Origin of the sequence: Paenibacillus sp. FSL R10-2199, assembly GCF_038000235.1 — a bacterium.
Taxonomy (GTDB): Bacteria; Bacillota; Bacilli; order Paenibacillales; family Paenibacillaceae; genus Paenibacillus_AQ; species Paenibacillus_AQ phytohabitans.
In genome coordinates, this window is sequence record NZ_JBBOBO010000001.1 from 5675795 (window position 1) to 5697624 (window position 21830).

At 51.2% G+C, this 21830-nt stretch carries 18 protein-coding genes; 7 read left to right on the forward strand and 11 right to left on the reverse strand.

Translation table 11 applies throughout. From position 1 onward, the window contains the following. Positions 1-106: 106 nt before the first annotated feature. Positions 107-1360, forward strand: a complete 1254-nt coding sequence (locus tag NYE33_RS24875; protein ID WP_042236056.1) for an MFS transporter — start codon at positions 107-109, stop codon at positions 1358-1360. A gap of 65 nt (positions 1361-1425) precedes the next feature. On the opposite strand, the gene mnhG is transcribed toward NYE33_RS24875, so the two are convergent. From mnhG to NYE33_RS24910, 7 genes are all read right to left on the reverse strand, one after another. Continuing rightward, a complete protein-coding gene (mnhG, locus tag NYE33_RS24880; protein WP_039306101.1) occupies positions 1426-1809 on the reverse strand; it encodes a monovalent cation/H(+) antiporter subunit G in 384 nt (127 codons plus the stop codon). After that, positions 1784-2077, reverse strand: a complete 294-nt coding sequence (locus NYE33_RS24885) for a Na(+)/H(+) antiporter subunit F1 (RefSeq protein ID WP_039306104.1) — start codon at positions 2075-2077, stop codon at positions 1784-1786. The genes mnhG and NYE33_RS24885 overlap by 26 nt, the downstream gene beginning before the upstream one ends. After that, positions 2074-2553, reverse strand: a complete 480-nt coding sequence (locus tag NYE33_RS24890) for a Na+/H+ antiporter subunit E (RefSeq protein WP_341068044.1) — start codon at positions 2551-2553, stop codon at positions 2074-2076. Before NYE33_RS24890 ends, NYE33_RS24885 begins: the two co-directional genes overlap by 4 nt. Positions 2554-2559: 6 nt before the next feature. Further along, on the reverse strand, positions 2560-4053 hold the full coding sequence (locus NYE33_RS24895) for a Na+/H+ antiporter subunit D (RefSeq protein WP_341068047.1): 1494 nt from the start codon (positions 4051-4053) through the stop codon (positions 2560-2562). Beyond that, a complete protein-coding gene (locus NYE33_RS24900; protein ID WP_039306114.1) occupies positions 4050-4385 on the reverse strand; it encodes a Na(+)/H(+) antiporter subunit C in 336 nt (111 codons plus the stop codon). Before NYE33_RS24900 ends, NYE33_RS24895 begins: the two co-directional genes overlap by 4 nt. Further along, a complete protein-coding gene (locus tag NYE33_RS24905) occupies positions 4385-7249 on the reverse strand; it encodes a Na+/H+ antiporter subunit A (protein ID WP_341068049.1) in 2865 nt (954 codons plus the stop codon). The genes NYE33_RS24900 and NYE33_RS24905 overlap by 1 nt, the downstream gene beginning before the upstream one ends. Before the next feature lie 65 nt (positions 7250-7314). After that, the gene (locus NYE33_RS24910; protein ID WP_042136847.1) at positions 7315-7923 is read right to left on the reverse strand and encodes a universal stress protein; all 609 of its coding nucleotides are present in this window, start codon (positions 7921-7923) and stop codon (positions 7315-7317) included. Positions 7924-8331: 408 nt separating this feature from the next. Here NYE33_RS24910 and gdhA point away from each other — a divergent pair, with 408 nt between their 5' ends. Then, positions 8332-9687 carry an NADP-specific glutamate dehydrogenase gene (gene gdhA, locus NYE33_RS24915; RefSeq protein WP_445669821.1) on the forward strand — a complete coding sequence of 452 codons (1356 nt, stop codon included), beginning with the start codon at positions 8332-8334 and terminating at the stop codon, positions 9685-9687. Positions 9688-10348: 661 nt separating this feature from the next. Here the strand turns inward: gdhA and NYE33_RS24920 are convergent. Next, positions 10349-11332, reverse strand: coding sequence for a diaminopimelate dehydrogenase (locus NYE33_RS24920; protein WP_042136843.1), 984 nt, complete (start codon positions 11330-11332; stop codon positions 10349-10351). Positions 11333-11520: 188 nt separating this feature from the next. Between NYE33_RS24920 and NYE33_RS24925 the strand changes: the two genes are divergently transcribed. Then, on the forward strand, positions 11521-12381 hold the full coding sequence (locus NYE33_RS24925) for an alpha/beta fold hydrolase (RefSeq protein ID WP_052421852.1): 861 nt from the start codon (positions 11521-11523) through the stop codon (positions 12379-12381). A gap of 7 nt (positions 12382-12388) precedes the next feature. On the opposite strand, the gene NYE33_RS24930 is transcribed toward NYE33_RS24925, so the two are convergent. After that, the gene (locus NYE33_RS24930) at positions 12389-14782 is read right to left on the reverse strand and encodes a polyprenyl synthetase family protein (RefSeq protein WP_445669822.1); all 2394 of its coding nucleotides are present in this window, start codon (positions 14780-14782) and stop codon (positions 12389-12391) included. Positions 14783-14997: 215 nt separating this feature from the next. Between NYE33_RS24930 and NYE33_RS24935 the strand changes: the two genes are divergently transcribed. The 4 genes from NYE33_RS24935 (at position 14998) to NYE33_RS24950 (ending at position 19561) form a co-directional block, all read left to right on the forward strand. Next, a complete protein-coding gene (locus NYE33_RS24935) occupies positions 14998-15969 on the forward strand; it encodes an iron-hydroxamate ABC transporter substrate-binding protein (protein WP_341068055.1) in 972 nt (323 codons plus the stop codon). A 94-nt stretch (positions 15970-16063) separates the two neighbouring features. Then, complete coding sequence (locus tag NYE33_RS24940; protein ID WP_341068058.1) at positions 16064-17086, forward strand: FecCD family ABC transporter permease; 1023 nt, start codon at positions 16064-16066, stop codon at positions 17084-17086. Further along, on the forward strand, positions 17083-18096 hold the full coding sequence (locus NYE33_RS24945; protein WP_042136839.1) for a FecCD family ABC transporter permease: 1014 nt from the start codon (positions 17083-17085) through the stop codon (positions 18094-18096). Before NYE33_RS24940 ends, NYE33_RS24945 begins: the two co-directional genes overlap by 4 nt. Before the next feature lie 115 nt (positions 18097-18211). Next, on the forward strand, positions 18212-19561 hold the full coding sequence (locus tag NYE33_RS24950) for an FAD-binding oxidoreductase (protein WP_341068061.1): 1350 nt from the start codon (positions 18212-18214) through the stop codon (positions 19559-19561). Positions 19562-19633: 72 nt separating this feature from the next. On the opposite strand, the gene NYE33_RS24955 is transcribed toward NYE33_RS24950, so the two are convergent. Both NYE33_RS24955 and NYE33_RS24960 read right to left on the reverse strand, forming a co-directional pair. Then, entirely contained in the window at positions 19634-21223 is a 1590-nt protein-coding gene (locus NYE33_RS24955; protein WP_341068063.1) for an ABC transporter substrate-binding protein, read from the reverse strand. A 256-nt stretch (positions 21224-21479) separates the two neighbouring features. After that, positions 21480-21779: a heme biosynthesis protein HemY gene (locus NYE33_RS24960; protein ID WP_042136836.1), complete on the reverse strand. Its 300-nt coding sequence runs from the start codon at positions 21777-21779 to the stop codon at positions 21480-21482. Positions 21780-21830: the final 51 nt, after the last annotated feature.

A 21830-nucleotide genomic window follows, 5' to 3' on the forward strand; every position in this document is an offset into this window, starting at 1 on the left:
GCACTACTGCAACTAAGCTGTGTTTTGTTGTTGACATTGTCCTGTAATTATCATTTAATGGTTTGGACCTTTCCTTACTTTACAGACAACCCTGGAGGATTTAATCATGGCCAAACCTTTATTTCCGCGGCTGCAGGGAAACAGCCGGGGCTGCTTAACCTTTGAACCTTTTTTCCTGATTCCCTACAGCATGTTCTCCACCTATGCCACGCTTTATATGTACGAGCTGGGACTGTCGGAGCTGAACATCGGCTGGATTACCACGATCGGACTGATCGTACAGGTATTCTCTTCATTAATCAGCGGATATTTGACGGACCGTCTGGGACGCAAGCGGGCTATTTTATACTTTGACCTGCTTAGCTGGAGCCTGGCAACTCTATTATGGGCGTTTTCACACAATCTGTGGTTTTTTGTAGCTGCTGCGGTCATAAACGGCTTCCAGCGTGTCCCGCATATTGCCTTTTACTGCCTGATTGTCGAGGACACCCGGCCCTCTGACCGGACGTATGTCTTCACGCTGCTGCAGATTATCGGTGTCATCGGAGGGCTGTTTGCACCGCTGGGCGGTCTGCTTGTACACCAGTACGGCATGATTCAGGGGATGCGGATGATGTATGTGCTCGCGTTTCTGTTCATGACCTTCCAGTTCGTCGGCCGTCAGCTAACGACCCGTGAAACCGAAGCCGGAATAAGGAAACGTCAGGAAACACGTGAACTTGGACTGCGGGAAATTATGGTCGAATATGGCGGAGCATTCCGTGAGCTGTGGGTGGAACGCAATCTGCTGCTGATCTTCGGCGTATACATCCTGTTCAATTTCCAGGCCACGCTGAAGAGCACCTATCTGTCACTGTACCTGGCTGATTATCTGCATATGGATAGCGGTATCCTCTCCCTGTTTCCCGCAGTCTCCTCTATAATCATGCTGCTGACCTTATGGCTTCTTATGCCCAAAATCCCGGACCAGAGCGCCAACCGCTCCATGATGGCCGGCTTCGGACTATCTGCGCTGTCCAATGCTATGCTGGTGTTATATCCTTCGTCCAGCCTCTTGTGGATCGGACTCAGCACCATACTGGCAGCCGTGGGACTGATGATCAGTTCACCTTATCTGGAGGCTGCCGTACAGAACGCCATCGATGACGATAAACGGGCCAAAGTCTTTTCCACACTGTCCGTGCTGATCCTGCTGTTCACTGCACCTGCGGGCATCATCGGCGGCTGGGCGTACAAGCTCGATCCGCGAATCCCTCTATGGCTGGTTACAGCTGCGTTCGTCCTCTCATACGCACTGCTGCATCTGTACCGCAGACGGACTGCACAGAATCACAATTCTCCGCAGCAGCTTTCACAATAAACCAGGGCAGGGATGTCCCTCAGACCATTTATGGCCTGGAGGACATCCCTGTTTACACCTTACGGCTATGACGTTGAAGAATCCGACTTGATCCGTTCCTTCTCCAGCACCTCTTTGAGGTCATCCTGGATACGGCGGTTCCACAGCGGAACACCGGAGCGGTAGGCCGCCCGGCCGGTCAGGTGGGCTGACAACGGTGAAGTCATAAATACGAAGACAATCCCCAGCAGCAGCTTTGCACTGACGTAATCGAGAAAAAAAGCAAAGTAGAGAAACGCCCCGCTGAGCACACACAATACACCAAGCGTAGCGCTTTTGGCAGCAGCATGTGATCTTAAGTAGACATCCGGCAGACGGATCAGCCCCACAGAGCTGACAGCACTGAGGAGTGCACCTGTCAGGATAAGCAATACGAACAGCAATTCAACGGCCGTCTTGATCATTTCCATATTCAAACACCACTCCCCTTTCGATATATCTGGCCAGCGCCATAGTTCCGATGAAAGAGAGAATGCCGATCAGCAGAATGTATTCAATGAAGGCCTCAGTCTTGAACAGGATCGAGAGAACCGCCACCATCGCCAGCAGGTTGATTCCGATTGTATCGAGTGCTGCGACCCGGTCAGGCAGCGAGGGTCCTTTGACCAGCCTCCAGGCGCAAATTGCAATCGAAATGACCATGATCGAAAGCGACAGCATGAGTATAAAATGAATCATGAACGGGTCACCTCCAGAATCGCTCGTTCGAACGTATTGCGGATATTCGCGCCGAACTGTTCCACATCCTGTATATCCATCGCATGAATGTATAACGTCCGGTTATCTTTGGATACTTCCAGCACCACGGACCCCGGAGTCAAGCAGAGCAGTGTAATCAGCACGGCAACCTCCCAGTCCGACTCCAGCTCAGTGTGGTACATTAGGATGGCCGGGCGGATGTTGAGGTTCGGCCGAAGCACCGCCTTGACCACGATATAGCTGGATACAACCAGTTCCCGCAGCAGCAGGCCAGCCAGCTTCACAATAGCCCATACCTTGCCCAGATACAGCCGCCCGTCGAAGAAACGCCGCATAGCCAGAAGAACGGCAATACCCAGCACATACCCGACAATGAAGCCGGAGGCCGTCCAGTCATTATTCAGGAACATCCACAAGAACGCTATCATGAGATTTAATAATATTTGAAAGGCCATCTTCATCTACTCCTTCATGACAGCGTTAATGTACACAGCGTTAATGTACTCTGCCGGATCAGCCAGCACGGCCCCGGCTTGGGCCACAAGCCCGTTCACCATTTCGGCGCCGACCCCCATCAGGATGATGAGGACAAACAGCATGGCAGCCGGTGCCATCATTGCTTTGTAGCGCAGCGGGTGGACTTCTTCCTCGCTTCGTTCACCACCCCAGAACACTTCCTGGAACACTTTGATCAGCGAATAGAGCACAACGAAACTTGACGCCAGTGCAATAAGTGCAAGAGCGACGTGCTGCTCCCCGAAGCCGCTGCGGACCATCATCACTTTCCCCGCGAAACCGCTAAGCGGCGGAACGCCCACCAGCGCCAGAGTCAGGATGAAAAACATCCAGCCCGTCCATGGATACCGGCGGATCAGGCCGCCCATTTGCCGTAGCTGCTCCGTTCCTGACGCTGCAATAATCATACCGCCCAGGAAGAACAGCAGCGCCTTGGCAATCATGTCGTGCATCAGATAGAACACTACCCCGTTTAATGAATCCTGGGTTGCCACCGATATGCCAAAGGCAATAAAGCCTACGCTAATCACAATATTGTAATTAAAAATCCGGCTCAGATCATTGTAAGCCAGCGCGCCGACAGCTCCAAGAATCATTGTTGCCCCGGCCATCCAGCCGATCAGCGTATGTGTCAGCCCCGGATCATGAACAAAAATCAGGGAGAATGTACGTGTGATGGCATACAGACCAACTTTGGTCAATAAGGCACCGAACAGCGCCCTTACAGCCAGGGGAGGAGCACTGTATGAATCCGGCAGCCAGAAGAACAGCAGCAGACCGGCTTTGAGCGAGAAGACCAGCAGCAGCAGTACAGCAATTACATTCATGACACCGCCCTGCCCCGCCTCCGCTACACGGACCGCCAGATGCGCCATGTTAAGCGTACCTGTCGCAGCGTACAGATAAGCAATTGCCGCTACGAACAAGCTGGAGGAGATCACATTGACAAGAATATATTTCAGTGTCTCCCGCAGCTGAACCCGGGTTCCGCCCAGTACAATCATCGCATAGGAGGCAACCAGCAATACCTCGAAGCATACGAACAGGTTAAACAGGTCTCCCGTAAGGAAGGAGCCGAACACACCGGTCAGCAGGAAGTGGAAGAAGGTATAGTAGTAGAACCGCTCCCGCTGTTCCCCAATGCTTGCGAAGGAAAAGAACAGGCAGGCCGCGCCTACAACCGCCGTGGTTAATACCAGCAATGCCGCAAACATATCAGCAACAAAGACGATGCCGTAGGGCGGCAGCCACCCTCCCATGTACAGCGTTTGAATCCCGTTTGTATTCACCTGACACACAATAATTATCGCAACAGCAATATTGACAAATACACTGATTGCACTGATTATACGCTGCAGGTTAATTCTTTCCTTCAGAAATATCAGGATGACCGCCGTAAAGGCCGGAATCAGCAAAGGCAGTACCAGCAGATTGTTCATGGTCTCTCCCCCTTGCTTCCTTCCACATCATCCATGCCTGCCGAGCGGTATGCCCGGTAAGCCAGCACGATGAAGAACGCGGATACCCCAAAGCTGATTACAATCGAAGTAAGGATAAGCGCCTGCGGCAGCGGATCGACATAACTGTCCGCTTTCTCGCCAAGCAGCGGTGAAGCGCCAGTCTTAAGTCCCGCCATGGTCAGCAGCAGCAGATGAACACCGTGAGTCAGCAGTGTTGTCCCCAGAAGGATGCGGAGCAGGCTTTTGGATAAGACCAGATATACACCTACGGTAAACAAGACGCCGATCGCCAGGGCAATAAGGATCTCCATCAGTTATCCCTCCCGATCGTAAAGATGATATTCATGGTAACACCGATCACTGACAGGTATACGCCCAGATCGAACAGTGTTGCTGTAGTAAGTTCAGTCTTGCCCATCACCGGCAGCTCGAAATAGCCGAAGGTCTGGGTCAGGAACGGAACATCGAATACAAAGGAACCTATCCCTGTGAGAAAAGCTATAGAAATTCCGGCCGCAATTAACTTACGGTAATCGACAGGCAGCACCTTCTCTACAAACTCTGTACCGAACGCAATCGAGAGCAGCACGAGCCCGGCTGCAGCCATCAATGCGCCGATAAATCCGCCGCCCGGATGGTTATGACCGGCAAAGAACAAATACAGCGAGAAGGTAATAATAATCACGAAGGCCACTTTGGCCACAGACTGCAGCAGCACATCGTTACTGCGCGCATAACGCGGCTTGTTATCGTCCGGCACATCTCTGACCAGATCAGGCTTACTACCCGGTTCAAGCTGCAGCTTAATCATTGAATAGATAGCCAGCGAGGCCAGACCAAGCACCGTAATCTCAAACATGGTATCAAAGCCGCGGAAATCCACCAGCAGCACGTTGACTATATTTTTGCCGCCGCCGAGGGTATAGCTGTTCTCCACGTAGTAGCTTGAGATGGACTCGAACGGACTGCTCCCAAGCGCTGCCAGTGCGACAAGTGTCATCGTTGCCCCGAATCCTACGGCGATAATCAGCTTCGGGATTTTCACCCGGAATTTGACCTTCTCCCGCTTCAGTCTGGGCATATGCCGGAAGCAGAGCAGGAACAGCGTCACCGACACGACTTCGACGATCATCTGCGTAAGCGCCAGATCAGGTGCACGGAACAGGATGAAGAGCAATGTCACCATATACCCTACCATTCCCGTTAACAGAATTGCCGCAATCCTGGACCTGGCGAATGGTATCGCGAGCGCACCTGTCAGCAGGACCAGCACTGCCACGACTTCAAAGAAGGTGACCGGAGCATACTGCCCTTGGCCAAACGTTATTCCGTCTGCGTACAGCAATGAACCGCCAACTATAACAATAATCAAGGTGAAAATATACATCAGATAATGGCGCATGGAGCCCGTCATATATAGCCCTGTTACCGAACGGGATATCCGCTCCACCAGCCGGATACTGCCGTCGTAGACCTGATTCAGCGTATACCCGCTGCGCCATTCCTTATCAACCAGACTTAACCGGCCATACACACGGTATACGACAATTCCCAGCAGGATCACACCCAGAGTCATCCACACTTCAGCTGTGAAGCCATGCCAGAAATAGATGTTCACATAAAAAGGCGAGCTTGCCGCCAGCTGCGGATGAATAGCATTTATTCCCGGTACAATCAGTGTCTTGGACAGGATGTTCGGAAACAGTCCGGTGATAACGGCCAGCAGCGCCAGGAGAACAGGAGGAAGCAGCAGCCCAAACGGCGCTTCATGCGGCTCCTTATCCAGCTTCTCAGGCTGGTATTTGCCGAAAAAGGTATGGAAAACCATAATCATGCTGTATGCAAAGGTAAATATGCTTGCAATCCAGGCCAGCACCGGAAAGATCGTGAAGAAGGATTGCGGGCTGAGGATATCCAGCTGTCTGATATTCAGTACAGCCGTGAAGAACATTTCCTTACTCAGGAATCCCGCAAACGGCGGGAGCCCTGCCATGGAGAAGCTGCCGATCAGTGCTACCGTGAAGGTCACCGGCATCAGCGACACCAGTCCCCCCAGCTTGCGCAGATCACGGGTGTTCGTCTCATGGTCGACAATCCCGACCACCATGAACAGCGAACCCTTGAATATGGCATGATTAATCAAATGAAAAAGGGCAGCCGTTGTTGCGGCGGTAAAGAACACAGCCTCTTCACCCGTATAGAATGAAGCTGCCGATCCCATTCCCAGTAATCCCATAATCAGTCCCAGCTGGCTGATTGTAGAATAGGCTAACAGAGCCTTCAGGTCCGTCTGCTTCATCGCCTGGATCGATCCATAGATCAAGGTGATCAGGCCGACGCCCGACACAATCCAAAACCACTCATGTTGCCCCGCAAACACCGGGCTGAAACGCGCGACCAGATACAGTCCTGCTTTGACCATCGTTGCCGAGTGCAGATATGCGCTGACCGGGGTCGGTGCTTCCATCGCATCCGGCAGCCAGATATGAAACGGAAACTGGGCCGATTTGGTGAAAGCCCCCAGCAGAATCAGGATCATCGACGGTATGAACAGCGTTTGTCCGCTGATGTCCCCGGCCTGGCTCCAGATTTCACGGATACTGAAGGTCCCTGTCATGCCATACAGCATCAGGAAGCCGGCGAACATTGCCAGACCGCCGAAGACCGTGATCAGCATCGACTTCAGTGCGCCGTAGCGTGACTTCTGTCTACGGTGCCAATAGGCAATCAGGAGGAAGGAGGATACACTTGTCAGCTCCCAGAAGCCGTACAGAACCATCAGGTTATCGGACATTACCACCCCGAGCATCGCGCCCATAAAGATTAGGAGATATACATAAAACGGGGTCAGTTCTTCTTTGCGTTTGTCCAGATAATAAATCGAGTAGAAGATGACCAGCATCCCCATTCCCGTAATTAACAATGCAAACAGCAAACTTAATCCATCCAGATGAAATACCAGATTAATGCCAAGGGACGGAATCCAGGATACAGTCTCATATCCGGAGTCCCCTCCCTTAATGACAGGAATCCGGGTCAAGAAATAAATGAACAACGCCAGCGGTCCGGCAAGTACAAGCCAACCCCGGTGGAGCCAGGCCATCCGCCCGCGTAGAAGCGCTATCATTAGGGCCAGCAGAAACGGAACAAGTACGGTTATATGCAGCAAAGGCAAGCCTCCTTTTCCACTCTACAAATTAAGTTGTGAACAATAGTACATACTACTGGAAGTAAAAACGATTATAAGGGATCGCTAAGTGTCCCCTCGCAGATATGCAAATATCTCGCTTTACCATCTTGCTCAATTCTGAATAAGCCATTCTCAAATTCCGTGTGCAATTCGTGAAAAAATTTCCCTTTGATGAAATCCTGACCTTCCGGCTCATCGCTGAGCTGATAAACGCCCTCATTCTTCACCAGATAGGAGATTACACCTTCTTCATGCGTCTCTTCAAGACCGGCGCGCATCCGCTGTACTGCCACAACATGCAGATCCATCATCTTCATTTTACTGATCAGCTCATTGACAAAATTGCGCTTGGTCAGCTCCTGCCACAGTGTCTGGGCGGATTGTCCGATAATAATCTGCGTGACATCCTTCTCTTCTGCCGCTTCAACGATTACATCCGTTGTCTTGCGGCCCCGGCGTTTGCGGACCATAAACTCTGCTCCGGCCTCCTCGGCGAGACGCTTCCAGACCGCCATGAACATTTCTTTGCTCTGATTGTATTCATCACTATCCGAGCTATCCACATTGAGCACATAAAGCGGTGCCCCCAGCATCTCAGACAGCTCGACTCCACGCCGGATCAAACGCTCCCCGTGCGGACCATAATGAACGCATACCATAATTTTTTCCTTGTGAATGACCTTCGCCCTCCTGTAACATGGGCAAGAAATACAAAAGGAGCCTACTGGCGTTAGGCCCCTTTCTGTTGTTTCAAACCCTAAAAATTATACTTAAATTATATCTATTCCGATACTGTTTGTAAAGTTTACGGACAAGGATATGACAACATTGAAACATAATTACCATTATATTGAAGCCCAAATCAGTCCTTTCACAAGCTATATCTGGCATCGCATGTAAGGTTCATAGAATTTCTTAATGACCACACCAAAAATAATTGATTGGTAAATTGATGTAAGGTTTTATAGAATTCTTTTAAATTAAAAATAAATCCGGGGCTGCCCGAATCCACTATCAGACAGGGAGTGCTAGCTAAAGTGTCCACCGTTCATTCCGTTACTTCAGAAATTACTAACCAGGCTGTACAATATGTTCATCAGATCTACGCGGAGGTCCAGCAGCGCGACCCGCAAGAGCCCGAATTTCATCAGGCGGTCAAGGAGTTCCTGGATTGTCTCGTGCCTGTCCTGGCCCGTCATCCGCAATATATGAAGCAAGGGATTCTCGAACGGCTGGTTGAACCCGAGCGCAGCATATCCTTCCGCGTGCCCTGGGTCGATGATGCCGGCAAGGTCCGGGTCAACCGCGGTTTCCGCGTTCAATACAGCAGCGCCATCGGCCCTTACAAAGGCGGACTCCGCTTCCATCCATCCGTTTATCTTGGCATTATCAAGTTCCTGGGCTTCGAGCAGATTTTCAAAAATGCCCTGACCGGCCTGCCCATGGGCGGCGGCAAAGGCGGCAGTGATTTCGATCCCAAGGATAAATCCGATCAGGAAGTTATGCGCTTCACCCAAAGCTTCATGACGGAACTGTACCGCCACATCGGCCAGGATACGGATGTTCCCGCAGGGGATATTGGTGTCGGCGCACGCGAGATCGGCTATATGTTCGGACAATATAAACGGATTCACGGAGGACATGCGGCCGGGGTTCTCACCGGAAAGGGGCTGTTGTACGGCGGCAGTCTGGCACGCAAGGAGGCTACCGGCTACGGCTGTGTATACTTCGTGCAGGAAATGCTGTCGTCCACGCTGGGAACCAGCTTCGAGGGCAGCCGGGTAGTTATCTCGGGATCAGGAAACGTCTCTATTTATGCTATCGAGAAGGCTCAGCAGCTGGGAGCTCTTGTTATCGCGTGCAGTGATTCGAACGGATACATTCATGATCCGCAAGGCATCAACCTCGCTACTGTCAAAAGACTGAAGGAAACCGAACGCCTGCGCATCAGCGAATACGTGAAGGAGCATCCGCACGCACAGTACATTGACGGCTGCAGCGGAATCTGGAGTCTGCCATGCGATATCGCCCTGCCTTGTGCCACCCAAAATGAGATTGATCTGACATCCGCCCGTACGCTGATTCTGAATGGAGTCCAAGCCATCGGTGAAGGGGCTAATATGCCGACGACGATTGAAGCGGTAGAATTGTTCCTTGAGAATAATGTGTTGTTCGCTCCGGCCAAAGCGGCTAATGCGGGCGGTGTAGCCGTCTCGGGCCTGGAAATGAGCCAGAACAGCATGCGGCTGGCCTGGAGCTTTGAAGAAGTCGATGCCAAGCTGCAGGAGATTATGAAGAATATCTACCGTAGAACGGTGCAGGCGGCAGAGGAATACGGAGTGGCCGGTAACCTGGTGGCTGGAGCTAACATCGCCGGTTTCCTGAAGGTTGCCGACACTATGCTGGCGCAGGGGATTGTGTAACTAAATAAGCTGCAGATTAATGGCGGGCGGAACGAGCTTTGGTTATTACGAGCGAGTAGCTTTTACTGCCCGAAAAGATGCTGTTGCTATATGTATAAAGCTTATTTGTAGAGCTAGGCCTGAATCTATCGTTGTACATATTGTTGTACGTAGTGCAACATAGATTCACTGATAATGGGGTTTTCATAAGGATTGTTGTATGAAATACAACAATTGTCCCGTTCGCCGCTTGAATACGTGGGAAATGCTGCTTTTTATACAACAATTCTTGAATAGACCCGATATTATGAAGGAAATGTTGTATTTCGTGCAGGATTTCAGTATGACTATTAAGTCCAGCTTATTTAGTGACCGCATTTGTCCGGTTACTTCCACTCACTATGAATCAGAGGTATTTCTACCTCTGATTTTTTTTGATTCCATCAGAACCTGCAGAAGGGGTGTCTCAATAGCCATGCAATGGCTATTGAGACACCCCTCGTTTTTGGAGTATGCGATACTTAAACTCGTGGTGAGAACGCTCCGCGAACGGACCGTTGTTCTAAATGCTGTGCTCTTTAAGCAGGATCAGGGTTTCCCCCGGGCGAGCCCCGGCCAGATCATGGTCCTCACAGCAGCCGGCTGCTCCCACCTGCATGCCCCTTGCTCACTCTTCGCCAGCCTACAGCAGCTCGCGCCGCAGCGTCTCTGCCGATTTAGGGGACAGATGGCCGAGCGGAATATCGAATACCGTCTTGGCACCCTTATGGCCTTCATGCTTCAGGCGGACAGCTGCGCGGGCATAGGCTACCAGCACGCTGGCTGTAAATTCAGGATTACTGTCCAGCTTCAGCCCGAATTCAGCAATCTGCTTGCTTCCTCCGCCGGTTATACCACTACGGATAACGAAGCCGCCATGCGGCATGCCGGAATGCTTCGCAGCAAGCTCATCCTCCGAAATGAAGTTCACCGTTGTATCATAATCGGCGAAATAATTCGGCATCCCCACAATGCTCCGGGTGATAGCCTCATGGTCCGCCCCTTCTTCCGCCACCACGAAACATTCCCGGCGGTGCTTCTCGCGGGTAGTCAGCTGCGGGGTCTCGCCGCCCCGGATACTGTCAATTACCTCCTGGACAGGAACGGTATATTGCACGCCTGCCTTCACACCGGGAACCCGGCGGATCGCATCCGAATGCCCTTGGCTGACTCCGGTGCCCCAGAAGGTATAATCCTCACCTTCCGGCAGGATGGACTGCATCAGCAGACGGTTCATGGAGAACATTCCCGGGTCCCAACCCGTTGAGATCACACTGACTGTCCCGCCGCCTTGGGCTGCCTTATCCACTTCAGTGAAGAAGTCAGGAATTTTGGCATGGGTGTCAAAGCTGTCCACTGTATTAAACAATCTGGCCAGCTGCGGAGTCTGCTCCGGCAGGTCTGTTGCTGATCCGCCGCACAGAATCATTACGTCGATTTTGCCTATGTATTGCTCGGCTGCGGAAATATGCTCTGTGACTGCTCCTGTGATCTCCGCCAGCTGCTGCGGGTCTCTGCGGGTAAAAATAGCGGCAAGCTCCATATCCGGATTTTGTTCAATCGCCTGCTGTACCCCTTTGCCCAAATTCCCGTATCCGACAATCCCAACTCTGATGTTTGAAGTCATGTTTAATATAGTCCTCCCTTGCCGGTTATCCCGGAGATATGAATCCTTTAAATTATAAGTATATATACATTACACGAAATGTAAACATTTAAGAGTATATAAATTGAATTTTCCCGGACTTGTCCTTTCCCCGTTCTTCACTTACAATGAGTCCAATTGATAATCATTCTTAATGGATGGGGTGAAAAATGAAGATTCCAGCTGTGATCTCTCATACGTATGGAGACAGCCATTACATACAAACACCGGACGGGCGTCAGCTCCATTACATGGAGAACGGAGCCGGGCCGGTAACTGTGGTATTCGAATCGGGCATGGGCATGTCCCGCTCTGCCTGGGGGCTGGTGCAGCCGGTAGTCGCCAGATACGCGCGGGCTGTCGTCTACGACAGGGCGGGCAGCGGGAAAAGCGGTGCGGACCGGGCACCAAGGACCCTGAGCAGAATGGCCGATGATCTCATGTGCTTATTGAGCCACTTGGGAGCGGGCCCCTTCATTCTCGTCGGACACAGCTGGGGCGGCCCCGTTGTCCGCACAGCAGCTTCCCGGAACCCTGACATCATACGGGGACTCGTTCTGGTCGATCCGACAGACGAGCATTGCGGGCTCTATTTCGAAGAAGCTTCCGTGAAGCATTTTGCGAAGATGAATACTCTCCTTCCGCTGCTTGCGGGAACCGGTTTATACAAGCTGATGGGAAGCAAGCCGGGCAAGGTTCTGCCAGCGGATGTCTACAAGGAACAGCGGCAGGAGGATTTCACTATGCGGGCAGCTCATACCATGGTTGCTGAGGGAGCAACCTTCCTGGAGGATTTACGGGCACTTCTGGAGCATCCGCTGAAGCTGGAGGGTATTGAGGTATCCGTGCTCTCAGGAACACTAATCACGCGGATGGAACGGAATTTCCGGCCTGCGCTTCATGCAGCGCACAAGCAGACGGCAGCAGGATTGGCAGACGGCCGCCTGGTCGAAGCCCGGCAATCCGGTCATATGATCATGTACAGCGAGCCCGGACTGATCGCAGATGAGGTCAGACGGATGATCGATTAGTCCGGGCTTACCGCTCCCTGTTCACCACATAATTCATTAAATGCTTCAGGAAGGTGATATTACGCGGGATCCCGCGCAGAGCCTCATTGGCCTTGCAATAGTGATCCCACATCTCTTTACTGGCCCCTTCTTGACCAAGAATCGAGACAAAATTCGAATTATTGTTAACAACATCGTTGCCGACAGGCTTACCAAGTACATGCATATCCCCTTCCACATCAAGCAAATCATCCTTAATCTGAAAAGCAATTCCCATATGGTAAGCGATTTTTTTGAGTGCAGCAATCTCCGCTTCGCTAACCTCAGCCAGCATGGCCGGCATGACCAGGCACGCCTCAAAGGCCACTCCTGTTTTGTAAAAGCACACATTATTCAGCTGCTCCAGCGTCAATGTTCTGCCTTTTGCATCCAAATCCATCGCCTGGCCCATACACATATCCTCTGCCTTCCGGGCCGAATAACGGATCAAGGCAAGCACTGTTTCCGCCTTAAAGCGGTCAAGCGAGGCTTGCTCCCCGATGGCCTTCTGGATCAGATACAGACCGGTTAACTCCGCAACTGCACTGCTGTGAATCTCATGCAGGGTCGTGCGCCCTCTGCGGGTAGAGGCATTATCCTGGGAAGGCAGATCATCGAAGATCAGGGAGGCGGTATGCATGTATTCAAGCGAGCGGAGAAGCGGAACTATGGCTGCCGGCTCCAAGCCGTATTCCTTCACACCCATCACCCAGGTTAGAATCGGTCGCACCCGCTTGCCGTCCCCCGCCAGGCTGTAATTGGCCGCATCGATCAGCTGCTCCTTCATGGCCGGAAGCTCCTGCGGCTTAGCGAAGAGCAGTTCTTCATTGATCAGACTGCGGACACTTTTAAACGTAGCGAAGAATTCCTTCTGCTCCCTGGCATCCTTCTTCAAGTGCTCAATCATCCGGTCCCGCAGCAGCTTATCAAAAAAGTCCACATCATCCGCTTTGTCTACCAGGATCTGAATGAGCCTGTTAAACTCCGGGTTGCCTGCTGCAAAAATCCTCATCGTCTCATTATACTTATCAGATCCCACACGTTCTTTATAACGTTTCAGCCCGTTAATTGCCCGGTCAAGAATAACCTCGCGGGCCTTGGCATCGGAGTGATATACACTGTGGATCAGATTGGAGATGACCGCCCAGTATAACTCAAAAGGATTAATCAGATCAGGCCTTTGCTTATGATATTTCAAATAATAGGTATACGGTGTTACGGCTCCGTCACTCATATCCTCGGTCATATCCGCGAAATCATCAGCAAGCTGATTGTAGAGGCCAAAAAAGAAGGTCCGCTCTTCAAATCCCTCATCCGCAGGCGCACTAATCACCGAACGCGCAATGAGCCGGGATGACGATGACTTCAAGATAACGGGGATGTACAAATCATCGTTAGTGTAATCTCCCCTGGTGAGTACCTTGACACGGTCCTTATCCTGAGCCTGAAAAAAAACATAGGACTGGCCGAAAAAGATATGCTGCGTCTCCGGCCGCTGTTGCTGCTTAATATACTCGAATGCCTCAGAAAGCTCCGAATGAATATACTTGATCAGTTCCATGTTCTCTCCGGACCAATCCCCAAGTACCGGCACAACTCCTGTGAGCAGCGCTGAACGAATCAGCTCAGAGTATTGCACTTTCTCTTGAACCGTCAGTATCCGAGAATCCAGCAGATCGTCAACGAAAGGATACGTCAGTCCATAGGAATAGCCAAGCCTGATCGCTTCATCCAATCTCCGGGACCGTTCCACAGGCGCAGTATCACCGTCCATCTCTTCTATAACATGCAGTATAACGCCAACGATAATCTTGATTAGCTTGCGCTGGGCATGCTCCGCGTTCATTCCCTCCGGTATATGGGCTGCTACAGATCTTAATTTGGCAAAAACCCAGATCACTGCAGCTTCTATCCCTTCCTTCTGGGCCCAGCGGTATACCCCGTCCAGATTCATGAAATCCGGCACTTCTCCGCTGCCTGAGCGGGCTGACTTCAGCAGATGCTGGTTCAGATCAGCTATGGTTCTCCTGATCCGTTTCTGTGTATCTGGAGAATCCGGTGCCTTACCCAGATCCCTCATATAAATGTACGAGACGCTCCGGTCCAGATAATCATCCAGCTTCTTCGTGTAATTCAGCCATTGGATGTAGCGGTAATAATCTTGGGTGTCCGGCTTTTTCTTCCCCGGTGACCACAAGGACAACACGGAGAACCGCCGGATATGCTTCTTTTTCCACTCACGGATATCCGCCGTCAACGCCGTCACATAAGATTGGCTCTTCAGCTGATCATGGAGTGAGCTTAAGTACCGGGCGGCCTTCTTCTCAGCCAATTGATAACCCGTATGGGGATGATCTCTGACAGTTTCATTCATTGGATGCACAACCTTAGCTTCATATTGGTTTATCAAGCTGTATGGGGGTCTTTGAACAAAAGGGGATCCTGCTTTTTATCCTTATACGAACAAGTGGCTGCATGGTTACGAAATCAAGTTAAGGATTGACAAACGGGCAATAAACAATTAAAGTTTTAACAGTTACATCATTGATAATGATTATCAATTTCATAAATTTATCATTGAAAGGGAGATTATCAGAAATGAAGAAATTGTTGTTACCTCTACTCATCCTTACCCTCCTGCTACTAAGTGCCTGCGGCAATAATGCAAGCAACAGTGCAAGCAACAGCACGGCTGATGCCACAGCTACACCGGCACCCGAAGCCAGCGCAACTGCAAGTGCTGACAACAGCAGCACAGATACCATTACATATGAGACCGAAACCGGACCTGTCGAAGTTCCCGCCAATCCCCAGCGTGTTGTAGTTCTTGCCGGGTACGCAGGTAACCTGCTCGCTCTGGATGTCCCCCTCGCCGGAGTGGATTCCTATATCAAAGCAAATCCTAATTTCCAGGTTCAATTGAAGGATGTCGCCGAAGTCTCCGAGGAGAATGTGGAGAGTATTCTGAATCTCAAGCCAGACTTAATCATTGCTTCGTCAGACACCAAGAATCTGGACAAGATGAAACAAATCGCACCGGTGGTTACCTATACATACAACAAAGTGGATTATCTGACCCAGATCCTGGAGATCGGCAAAGCGGTTAACCAGGAGCAGAAAGCCGCTGACTGGATTGCTGATTTCAAGGCACGTGCCCAGGCCGCCGGTGAAGAAATCAAAGCTAAAATCGGAGCTGATAGCACGATCTCGGTTATTGAAGGGGATTCCAAGAATCTGTACACTTTCGGCAGCGCCTGGGGACGCGGTACAGAAATCATCTATCAGGCTATGGGTCTGAAAATGCCGGATAAAGTGAAAGAAATGACAGCCAAAGACGGATACTTCAATTTATCACTGGAAATCCTGCCGGATTATATGGGAGATTACGTGATCTACAGCAAAGATCCTGCAGGTGATGCTTCCTTCCAGGAGACTTCCACTTATAAGGATATCCCGGCCGTCAAAAATAATCATGTCTACGAAATAGATGCTACATCTTTCTATTTCAATGATGCTCTGTCGCTTGACTATCAGCTTGATTTTATTTCCAAGTCATTGCTGGGAAATTAATTATTATTTAAGCATCCAGCCAGGTTGAAACCGAAAAAAGGAGCGCAAATCGCGTTCTTTTTTTTCGCAAATTGATAAGGAACGGATGGTCGAAATGGAGAAACAGTCTCCGCAAAAGCCGATAAACTCTACTTTTGTGCTTAAGCTGCTCGTCAGCATGATTTTATTTGTGATTGTATTTGCCCTGGCGGTCAGGCTCGGTGCCAAAAATGTTTCACTGGCGGATATTTGGAGCGCCATCAGCAATCCGAAGGCTACGGGTGGTGATATCTCTATCATCCGTGAACTGCGGCTCCCCCGCGAAGTCGGCGGCATTCTGGTAGGTGCCGCCCTCGCTGTTGCCGGGGCAATCATGCAGGGACTAACCCGAAATCCGCTTGCCGACCCGGGGCTGCTTGGTTTGACGGCAGGTGCCAATGCTGCACTTGCGGTATCCTTTGCCTTCATCCCCTCCATCGGATACTACGGAATCATGATCGCCTGTTTCATCGGCGCAGCCTGTGGCGTGATGCTGGTGTTCGGCATCGCTGCACTCCGGAGGCAGAATATGTCGCCACTGCGGATGGTGCTGGCCGGTTCTGCCGTATCCGCTCTGCTGACCGCTGTAGCCGAAGGAATCAGCCTTCAATTCAAGATCTCTAAAAATGTATCGATGTGGACATCCGGCGGGCTGATTGGCACCACCTGGGGCCAGATTACAGCAATTGCCCCTATTATTATCATTTGCCTCATCGTTTCCATTCTGTTGTCCCGTCAGCTGACAATCCTTAGTCTGAACGAAGGAACGGCTGTAAGTCTTGGGCTCAAGACGACTCAGGTTAAGATTGCATTGTACGTATTAATCACGCTGCTCGCAGGCGCTGCTGTTGCGCTTGTCGGTAACATCGCTTTTGTGGGCCTGATGATCCCCCACCTCGTGCGGGTATTTGCCGGGACAGATTACCGCGCCATTCTGCCGCTGTCCGCCATTGCCGGCGCCACCTTTATGGTGTTCGCCGACACACTCGGACGGATGATTGACGTCCCGTTCGAGACGCCTGTCGCCGCGATCGTGGCTGTGCTGGGCCTGCCGTTCTTCCTGTTCATTGTCCGTAAAGGAGTGCGATCCTTCTCATGAAACCAGCCCGGCTGTATCGTAATCAACCGCTTGTCGTATCGCTGCTTATGCTTCTTATCCTGGCTACCATCGTTATCGGAATAGGGATCGGATCTTCCCCGGTGTCATACGGGAGACTGATTCCGACAATCCTCGGGCACGGTTCTTTCGAGGATAATTTTGTACTGTTCTCCATCCGGCTCCCCCGGATACTGATTACGCTGCTCGCAGGTATGGCGCTTGCTTTATCCGGTGCTATTCTGCAGGGCATTACCCGCAATGAGCTGGCTGATCCGGGAATTATAGGCATTAATGCCGGGGCCGGGGTCGGGGTTACCGTCTTTTTCATTTTTGCATCTATTGACGCCGGGTCCTTCATATATATGATTCCGCTTGCGGCATTCGCCGGAGCCCTGGTAACCGCTGTACTCATCTATGCCTTCTCCTACACCCGCACCGATGGCGTTCAGCCGATCAGGCTGGTCATCACCGGAGTCGGGTTCTCCATGGCGCTCTCCGGCGTGATGATCGTACTCATCTCTTCGGTGGACCGGACCAAGGTGGACTTCATCTCCAAATGGCTGGCCGGTAATGTGTGGGGTACAGACTGGCCTTTCGTTCTCGCCCTGCTGCCTTGGCTGATCATTCTGGTCCCTTATGTGCTGTACAAATCCAGAACACTGAATTTGCTTGCTTTGAACGAGCCTACTGCTATCGGGGCAGGTGTGGCGGTCTCCAGAGACCGGGTCCTCCTTATGCTGGCGGCGGTTGCACTGGCGGCATCGGCTGTTTCGATGACCGGCGGCATCGCCTTTGTCGGCCTGATGGCTCCGCATATTGCCAGAGCCCTGGTAGGAGCACGGCATCAGCAATTCGTGCCGGTATCCATATTAATCGGCGGCTGGCTGCTGCTGCTGGCGGATACGATTGGCCGTAACCTGACCCAGCCTGACGGTATCGCTGCCGGGATCATGGTTGCATTTATCGGCGCTCCTTATTTCCTGTATCTTCTATTGAAGAAAGAAGGGTAGTACTGACGCAAACTCTCCGCGTAAGCCCACTCCATAGACTAACGCCCTACATACTATATTGGGACCTGACTGCATACATGCAGTTAAATTGTTAGCTCAAAAGGAGCTGGAATCAGTGAAATCAGGAACGAGACTTACCGGGCGGGTTATCTATAAAGGTGATCCGGGCTATGAAACGGCACGCAAAAATTGGGATCCGCATACGGACAGATTCCCGAAGGTATTTGTCTTTGCACAGAAAACGCAGGATGTAGCCAACGCCATCCGCTGGGCCAACGAGAATAACATCCCTATCCGGCCAAGAAGCGGCCGGCACTCGCTGGAGGTCAATCTGTCCCAGGTCAACGGAGGCATTGTCATCGATGTAAGTGAACTGAGAAGCATCAAGCTCAATAAAAAATCGGGAACTGCAGTAGTGGGGACCGGAAATACGGTGGGAAGAATTGCCCATACGCTTGCGCGGCAGGGATACATGGCCCCTTTTGGGGATAGTCCCACTGTCGGAATCGGGGGCATTACACTAGGCGGGGGAATAGGGCCGCTTCAGCGGACCGTAGGTCTGGTCAGTGATAATCTGATTGAGCTCGAAATGGTGGATGCCAAAGGCAGAATTATTGTCGCCAAGAAGAACAAGAACGCCGATCTCCTCTGGGCTTCCCGCGGGGGTGGCGGAGGTAATTTTGGAGTCTGCACCCGTTATAAGTTCAAAGTGCGTCCCGCGCCGGCCACGGCGACCGTATTCCGCATCACCTGGCCCTGGAACCAGTTCGAGAAGGTACTCAAAGCCTGGCAGCGCTGGGCTCCTTCCGTTAACACCAGACTGGGCAGCGAGTTATCCATTGGTCCCAAAAAGGGCGGGAATGTCAGCATGCTAGGCCTGTTCCTCGGATCAAAAGCGGAGGCGGTCCGCCTCTTAAAGCCCATTACGGACGTAGGGACGCCCACGAATCAATTGATCCGCTCATTACCTTATCCCAAAGTAGTGAGTTTCCTGCTGGCTCCCGATCCGGTGGAGACCCAAAGATTCAGCAACCAGTTCTCCAGCGGTTTCGGAAGAAAACCTTTCCCGGACAAAGCGTTTAAGTCTATGCGTGAGTTCCTTGAGAACGTGGAGGGCGAGTTCGCAGGGTTCTATTTCCTCAACTGGGGCGGGGCTGTAAGCCGTAAATCACCCAGATCTACCGCCTTCTACTGGCGTAAAGCGAAATTCTATGTAGAGTGGAACAGTTCATGGGTCAAGAAATCGGATGCTGCCAAAAATATTGCCATAGTGCGGAATACACGCCGGAAGCTGCAGCCGTTCATCGTGGGAAGCTATATTAATGTTCCGGACCAGGGGATCAAACATTCCGGCCCGGTCTATTATGGAGCGAACTATCCCCGGTTACGGAGAGTCAAAGCCAAATATGATCCCGGAAATGTATTCAACAATCCGCAAAGCATTCCTCCGGCCCGCAAGGTATAAGAATAAGATTAAACTGAACATAAAGAGGCCCGCATGTATCCACGCGGGCTTCCTTCTTATGGTTGCAGCCTTTTACTGTCCGGAATTAGCCAGGAATTCATCAATCTGCCGCTGAACTTCTGCGATGATGGTATCAATTCCAGCTTCCTTCACCTGTGCCTGAAGCTTGGCCAGTCCGCCGTCCACATCCTTCACTGAACCGTATTCCAGCGGAATGCCATATTGCAGCATCACATTACCGACATTAGCTACCTCCGTCTTCACTTTGCTGTTATCGAAGACAAAGGTCTCCAGCGGATAGTGGTAAACCTCAGCTTCCCATTTGTCAGTCAGCGCATTGCCTTCGTCAGGGAAAGAGGCGTTGTCCCGGTTCAATGGAGAGTTAAAGCCCCAGTTGGAGAATCCGGTATAGTTAGCATTTTTCTCTGCATTCGTATATTTATCGTCGCCAACCGGATTATAATGCACAGCCGTAATGCCGTTCATCATCAGATCATGCAGTTCCTTGTCATTCTGCAGAAGATCAATCACCATCAGTGAACGTTCCGGGTTCTTGGTCGTAGCGTGAATAGAGACCCCGTTCTGCGTGGAGACAGCAACAGACTTCTTCTTGTCCGGTGTAATATCAGCCAGAGCCAGCTCATACGGTGAATTTTTCTCGCGCATATCCGTCATTAAAGCGCCTAGCGTACCAAGATTGTGTGTGATTGATGCTGTCTTGCCTGCACGGAACTCCTGCTGGTGATCCAGCTTGCTGTTCAGTGCGCTCTTCGACCAGGCGTTGTGATCCGCAAGATCTTTATAATAGTAGACAAGCTCTTTGAATTCCGGAGTTTCGTATACATTGAATACCTTACCGGCAGGATCTGTCAGCTTGAAGCCAATCGGCAGATCGAAGTCGAACATGTTCCATTCATTCTGCTGCTTCAGCAGGACCCGGTCCAGATTGTGCAGCTTCCAGTCCCCTGTCTCCGGTACGAACGGAGTGACACCCTGCTCCTTCTCGGAGACCGTCTTGAGATAAGTAGCATACGCCTCCGGGCTGTTGATCTCCGGCAGGTTATATTTCTTGCGCAGGTCCTCCCGGTACAGAATCAGCTTCTCAATCGTTTCCCCGCGGTTCTGAGGCACCATATAGAGCTTGCCGTTCACCTTCGCCTGACCCCAGCCCACCTCCGGCATCGCTTCCCAGGTCATCGGCGCGTACTTCTGCAGCAATTCGTCGGTCAGCTCAAGAAACCCGCCTTTGAGGGCCTGATCATTATAGCCTGCCCAGTTGGCAGAGTAGATGAGGTCAAAATTCTCATTCGCCGCCAGCTTGAGCGGATATTTCTGCGCCCAATCCGACCAGTCCAGGAACTCGGCTTCCAGCGTAGCGTTAACTTTCTCCTTCAGCTTCTTGTTGATCTCTCCAAATACCAGGTCATAGTCGACCGGCTTAGGTCCTACAAAAATCATCTTCAGTGTTACGGGCTGGGACGTATCCACTGTGCCGGAATCTCCGGCTGGGCTGGCATTCGTCCCGGCAGCTTCTGTCGCGGCTGCCGAAGCCTGCGGCTCCGCCGTGCTTCCTACGGCATTACCGTTGTTATTGCCGCATGCAGCAAGCAGAGAGATCATCAGTATACCGGACAGCAGTGTTAATCTTTTTTTCTTGTTCAATTGAATTTCCCCCCAGCGTATGTGTAATCGCTTACAATTACAGTATAATAAAAAATCCAAGTCCGTCTAATGTAGGCAGTCAACGATTATACATACTTTTGCAACGACTTTTTGGGCGGAAGTACAATAAATGATGAATTTTGCCGCTCTGTTTATTTAAACAACCCAAAGAAACGGCATTATCTTTAGCAGCCCTTATAAGGCTGTTAAGACAATGCCGTCTCAAACCATATGGTTCTATATCAGGTTCAGCTGCTTATTTCTCAAGAAATCCTGTAGAGGGATTCGTAATGAAGAAGCCTTCTTGGGGAACATAGAAATACTGAATCCAGACACCGTCCAGCAGCGGTTGACGTGTATCCAGCACAATCTCGATACCTTTATCCGTGGCAACCACTTCATCATGCTCGGTCGGTGTATCAAGAGCAACATCATAGTGCCCGTGATTGCCGTGATCCTGAGTAATAATGACGCGGATCTTCTTGCCCTCCGCTTCAGGAGTGTTCAGCATATCCTTCAGAACCTTTGCAGCATTGCGGTTAACTTTAACTTTCATCCTCTAGCGACCTCTATTCTTTGTAATTTACAATAAGAAATCCATTATAAC

Excerpts from the sequence above, each read along its gene's own strand:
- NYE33_RS24875 (WP_042236056.1), top strand. The coding sequence starts at position 107 with ATGGCCAAACCTTTATTTCCGCGGCTGCAGGGAAACAGCCGGGGCTGC.
- mnhG (WP_039306101.1), bottom strand. The coding sequence starts at position 1,809 with ATGGAAATGATCAAGACGGCCGTTGAATTGCTGTTCGTATTGCTTATC.
- NYE33_RS24885 (WP_039306104.1), bottom strand. The coding sequence starts at position 2,077 with ATGATTCATTTTATACTCATGCTGTCGCTTTCGATCATGGTCATTTCG.
- NYE33_RS24890 (WP_341068044.1), bottom strand. The coding sequence starts at position 2,553 with ATGGCCTTTCAAATATTATTAAATCTCATGATAGCGTTCTTGTGGATG.
- NYE33_RS24895 (WP_341068047.1), bottom strand. The coding sequence starts at position 4,053 with ATGAACAATCTGCTGGTACTGCCTTTGCTGATTCCGGCCTTTACGGCG.
- NYE33_RS24900 (WP_039306114.1), bottom strand. The coding sequence starts at position 4,385 with ATGGAGATCCTTATTGCCCTGGCGATCGGCGTCTTGTTTACCGTAGGT.
- NYE33_RS24910 (WP_042136847.1), bottom strand. The coding sequence starts at position 7,923 with ATGGTATGCGTTCATTATGGTCCGCACGGGGAGCGTTTGATCCGGCGT.
- NYE33_RS24920 (WP_042136843.1), bottom strand. The coding sequence starts at position 11,332 with ATGACTTCAAACATCAGAGTTGGGATTGTCGGATACGGGAATTTGGGC.
- NYE33_RS24925 (WP_052421852.1), top strand. The coding sequence starts at position 11,521 with ATGAAGATTCCAGCTGTGATCTCTCATACGTATGGAGACAGCCATTAC.
- NYE33_RS24935 (WP_341068055.1), top strand. The coding sequence starts at position 14,998 with ATGAAGAAATTGTTGTTACCTCTACTCATCCTTACCCTCCTGCTACTA.
- NYE33_RS24940 (WP_341068058.1), top strand. The coding sequence starts at position 16,064 with ATGGAGAAACAGTCTCCGCAAAAGCCGATAAACTCTACTTTTGTGCTT.
- NYE33_RS24945 (WP_042136839.1), top strand. The coding sequence starts at position 17,083 with ATGAAACCAGCCCGGCTGTATCGTAATCAACCGCTTGTCGTATCGCTG.
- NYE33_RS24960 (WP_042136836.1), bottom strand. The coding sequence starts at position 21,779 with ATGAAAGTTAAAGTTAACCGCAATGCTGCAAAGGTTCTGAAGGATATG.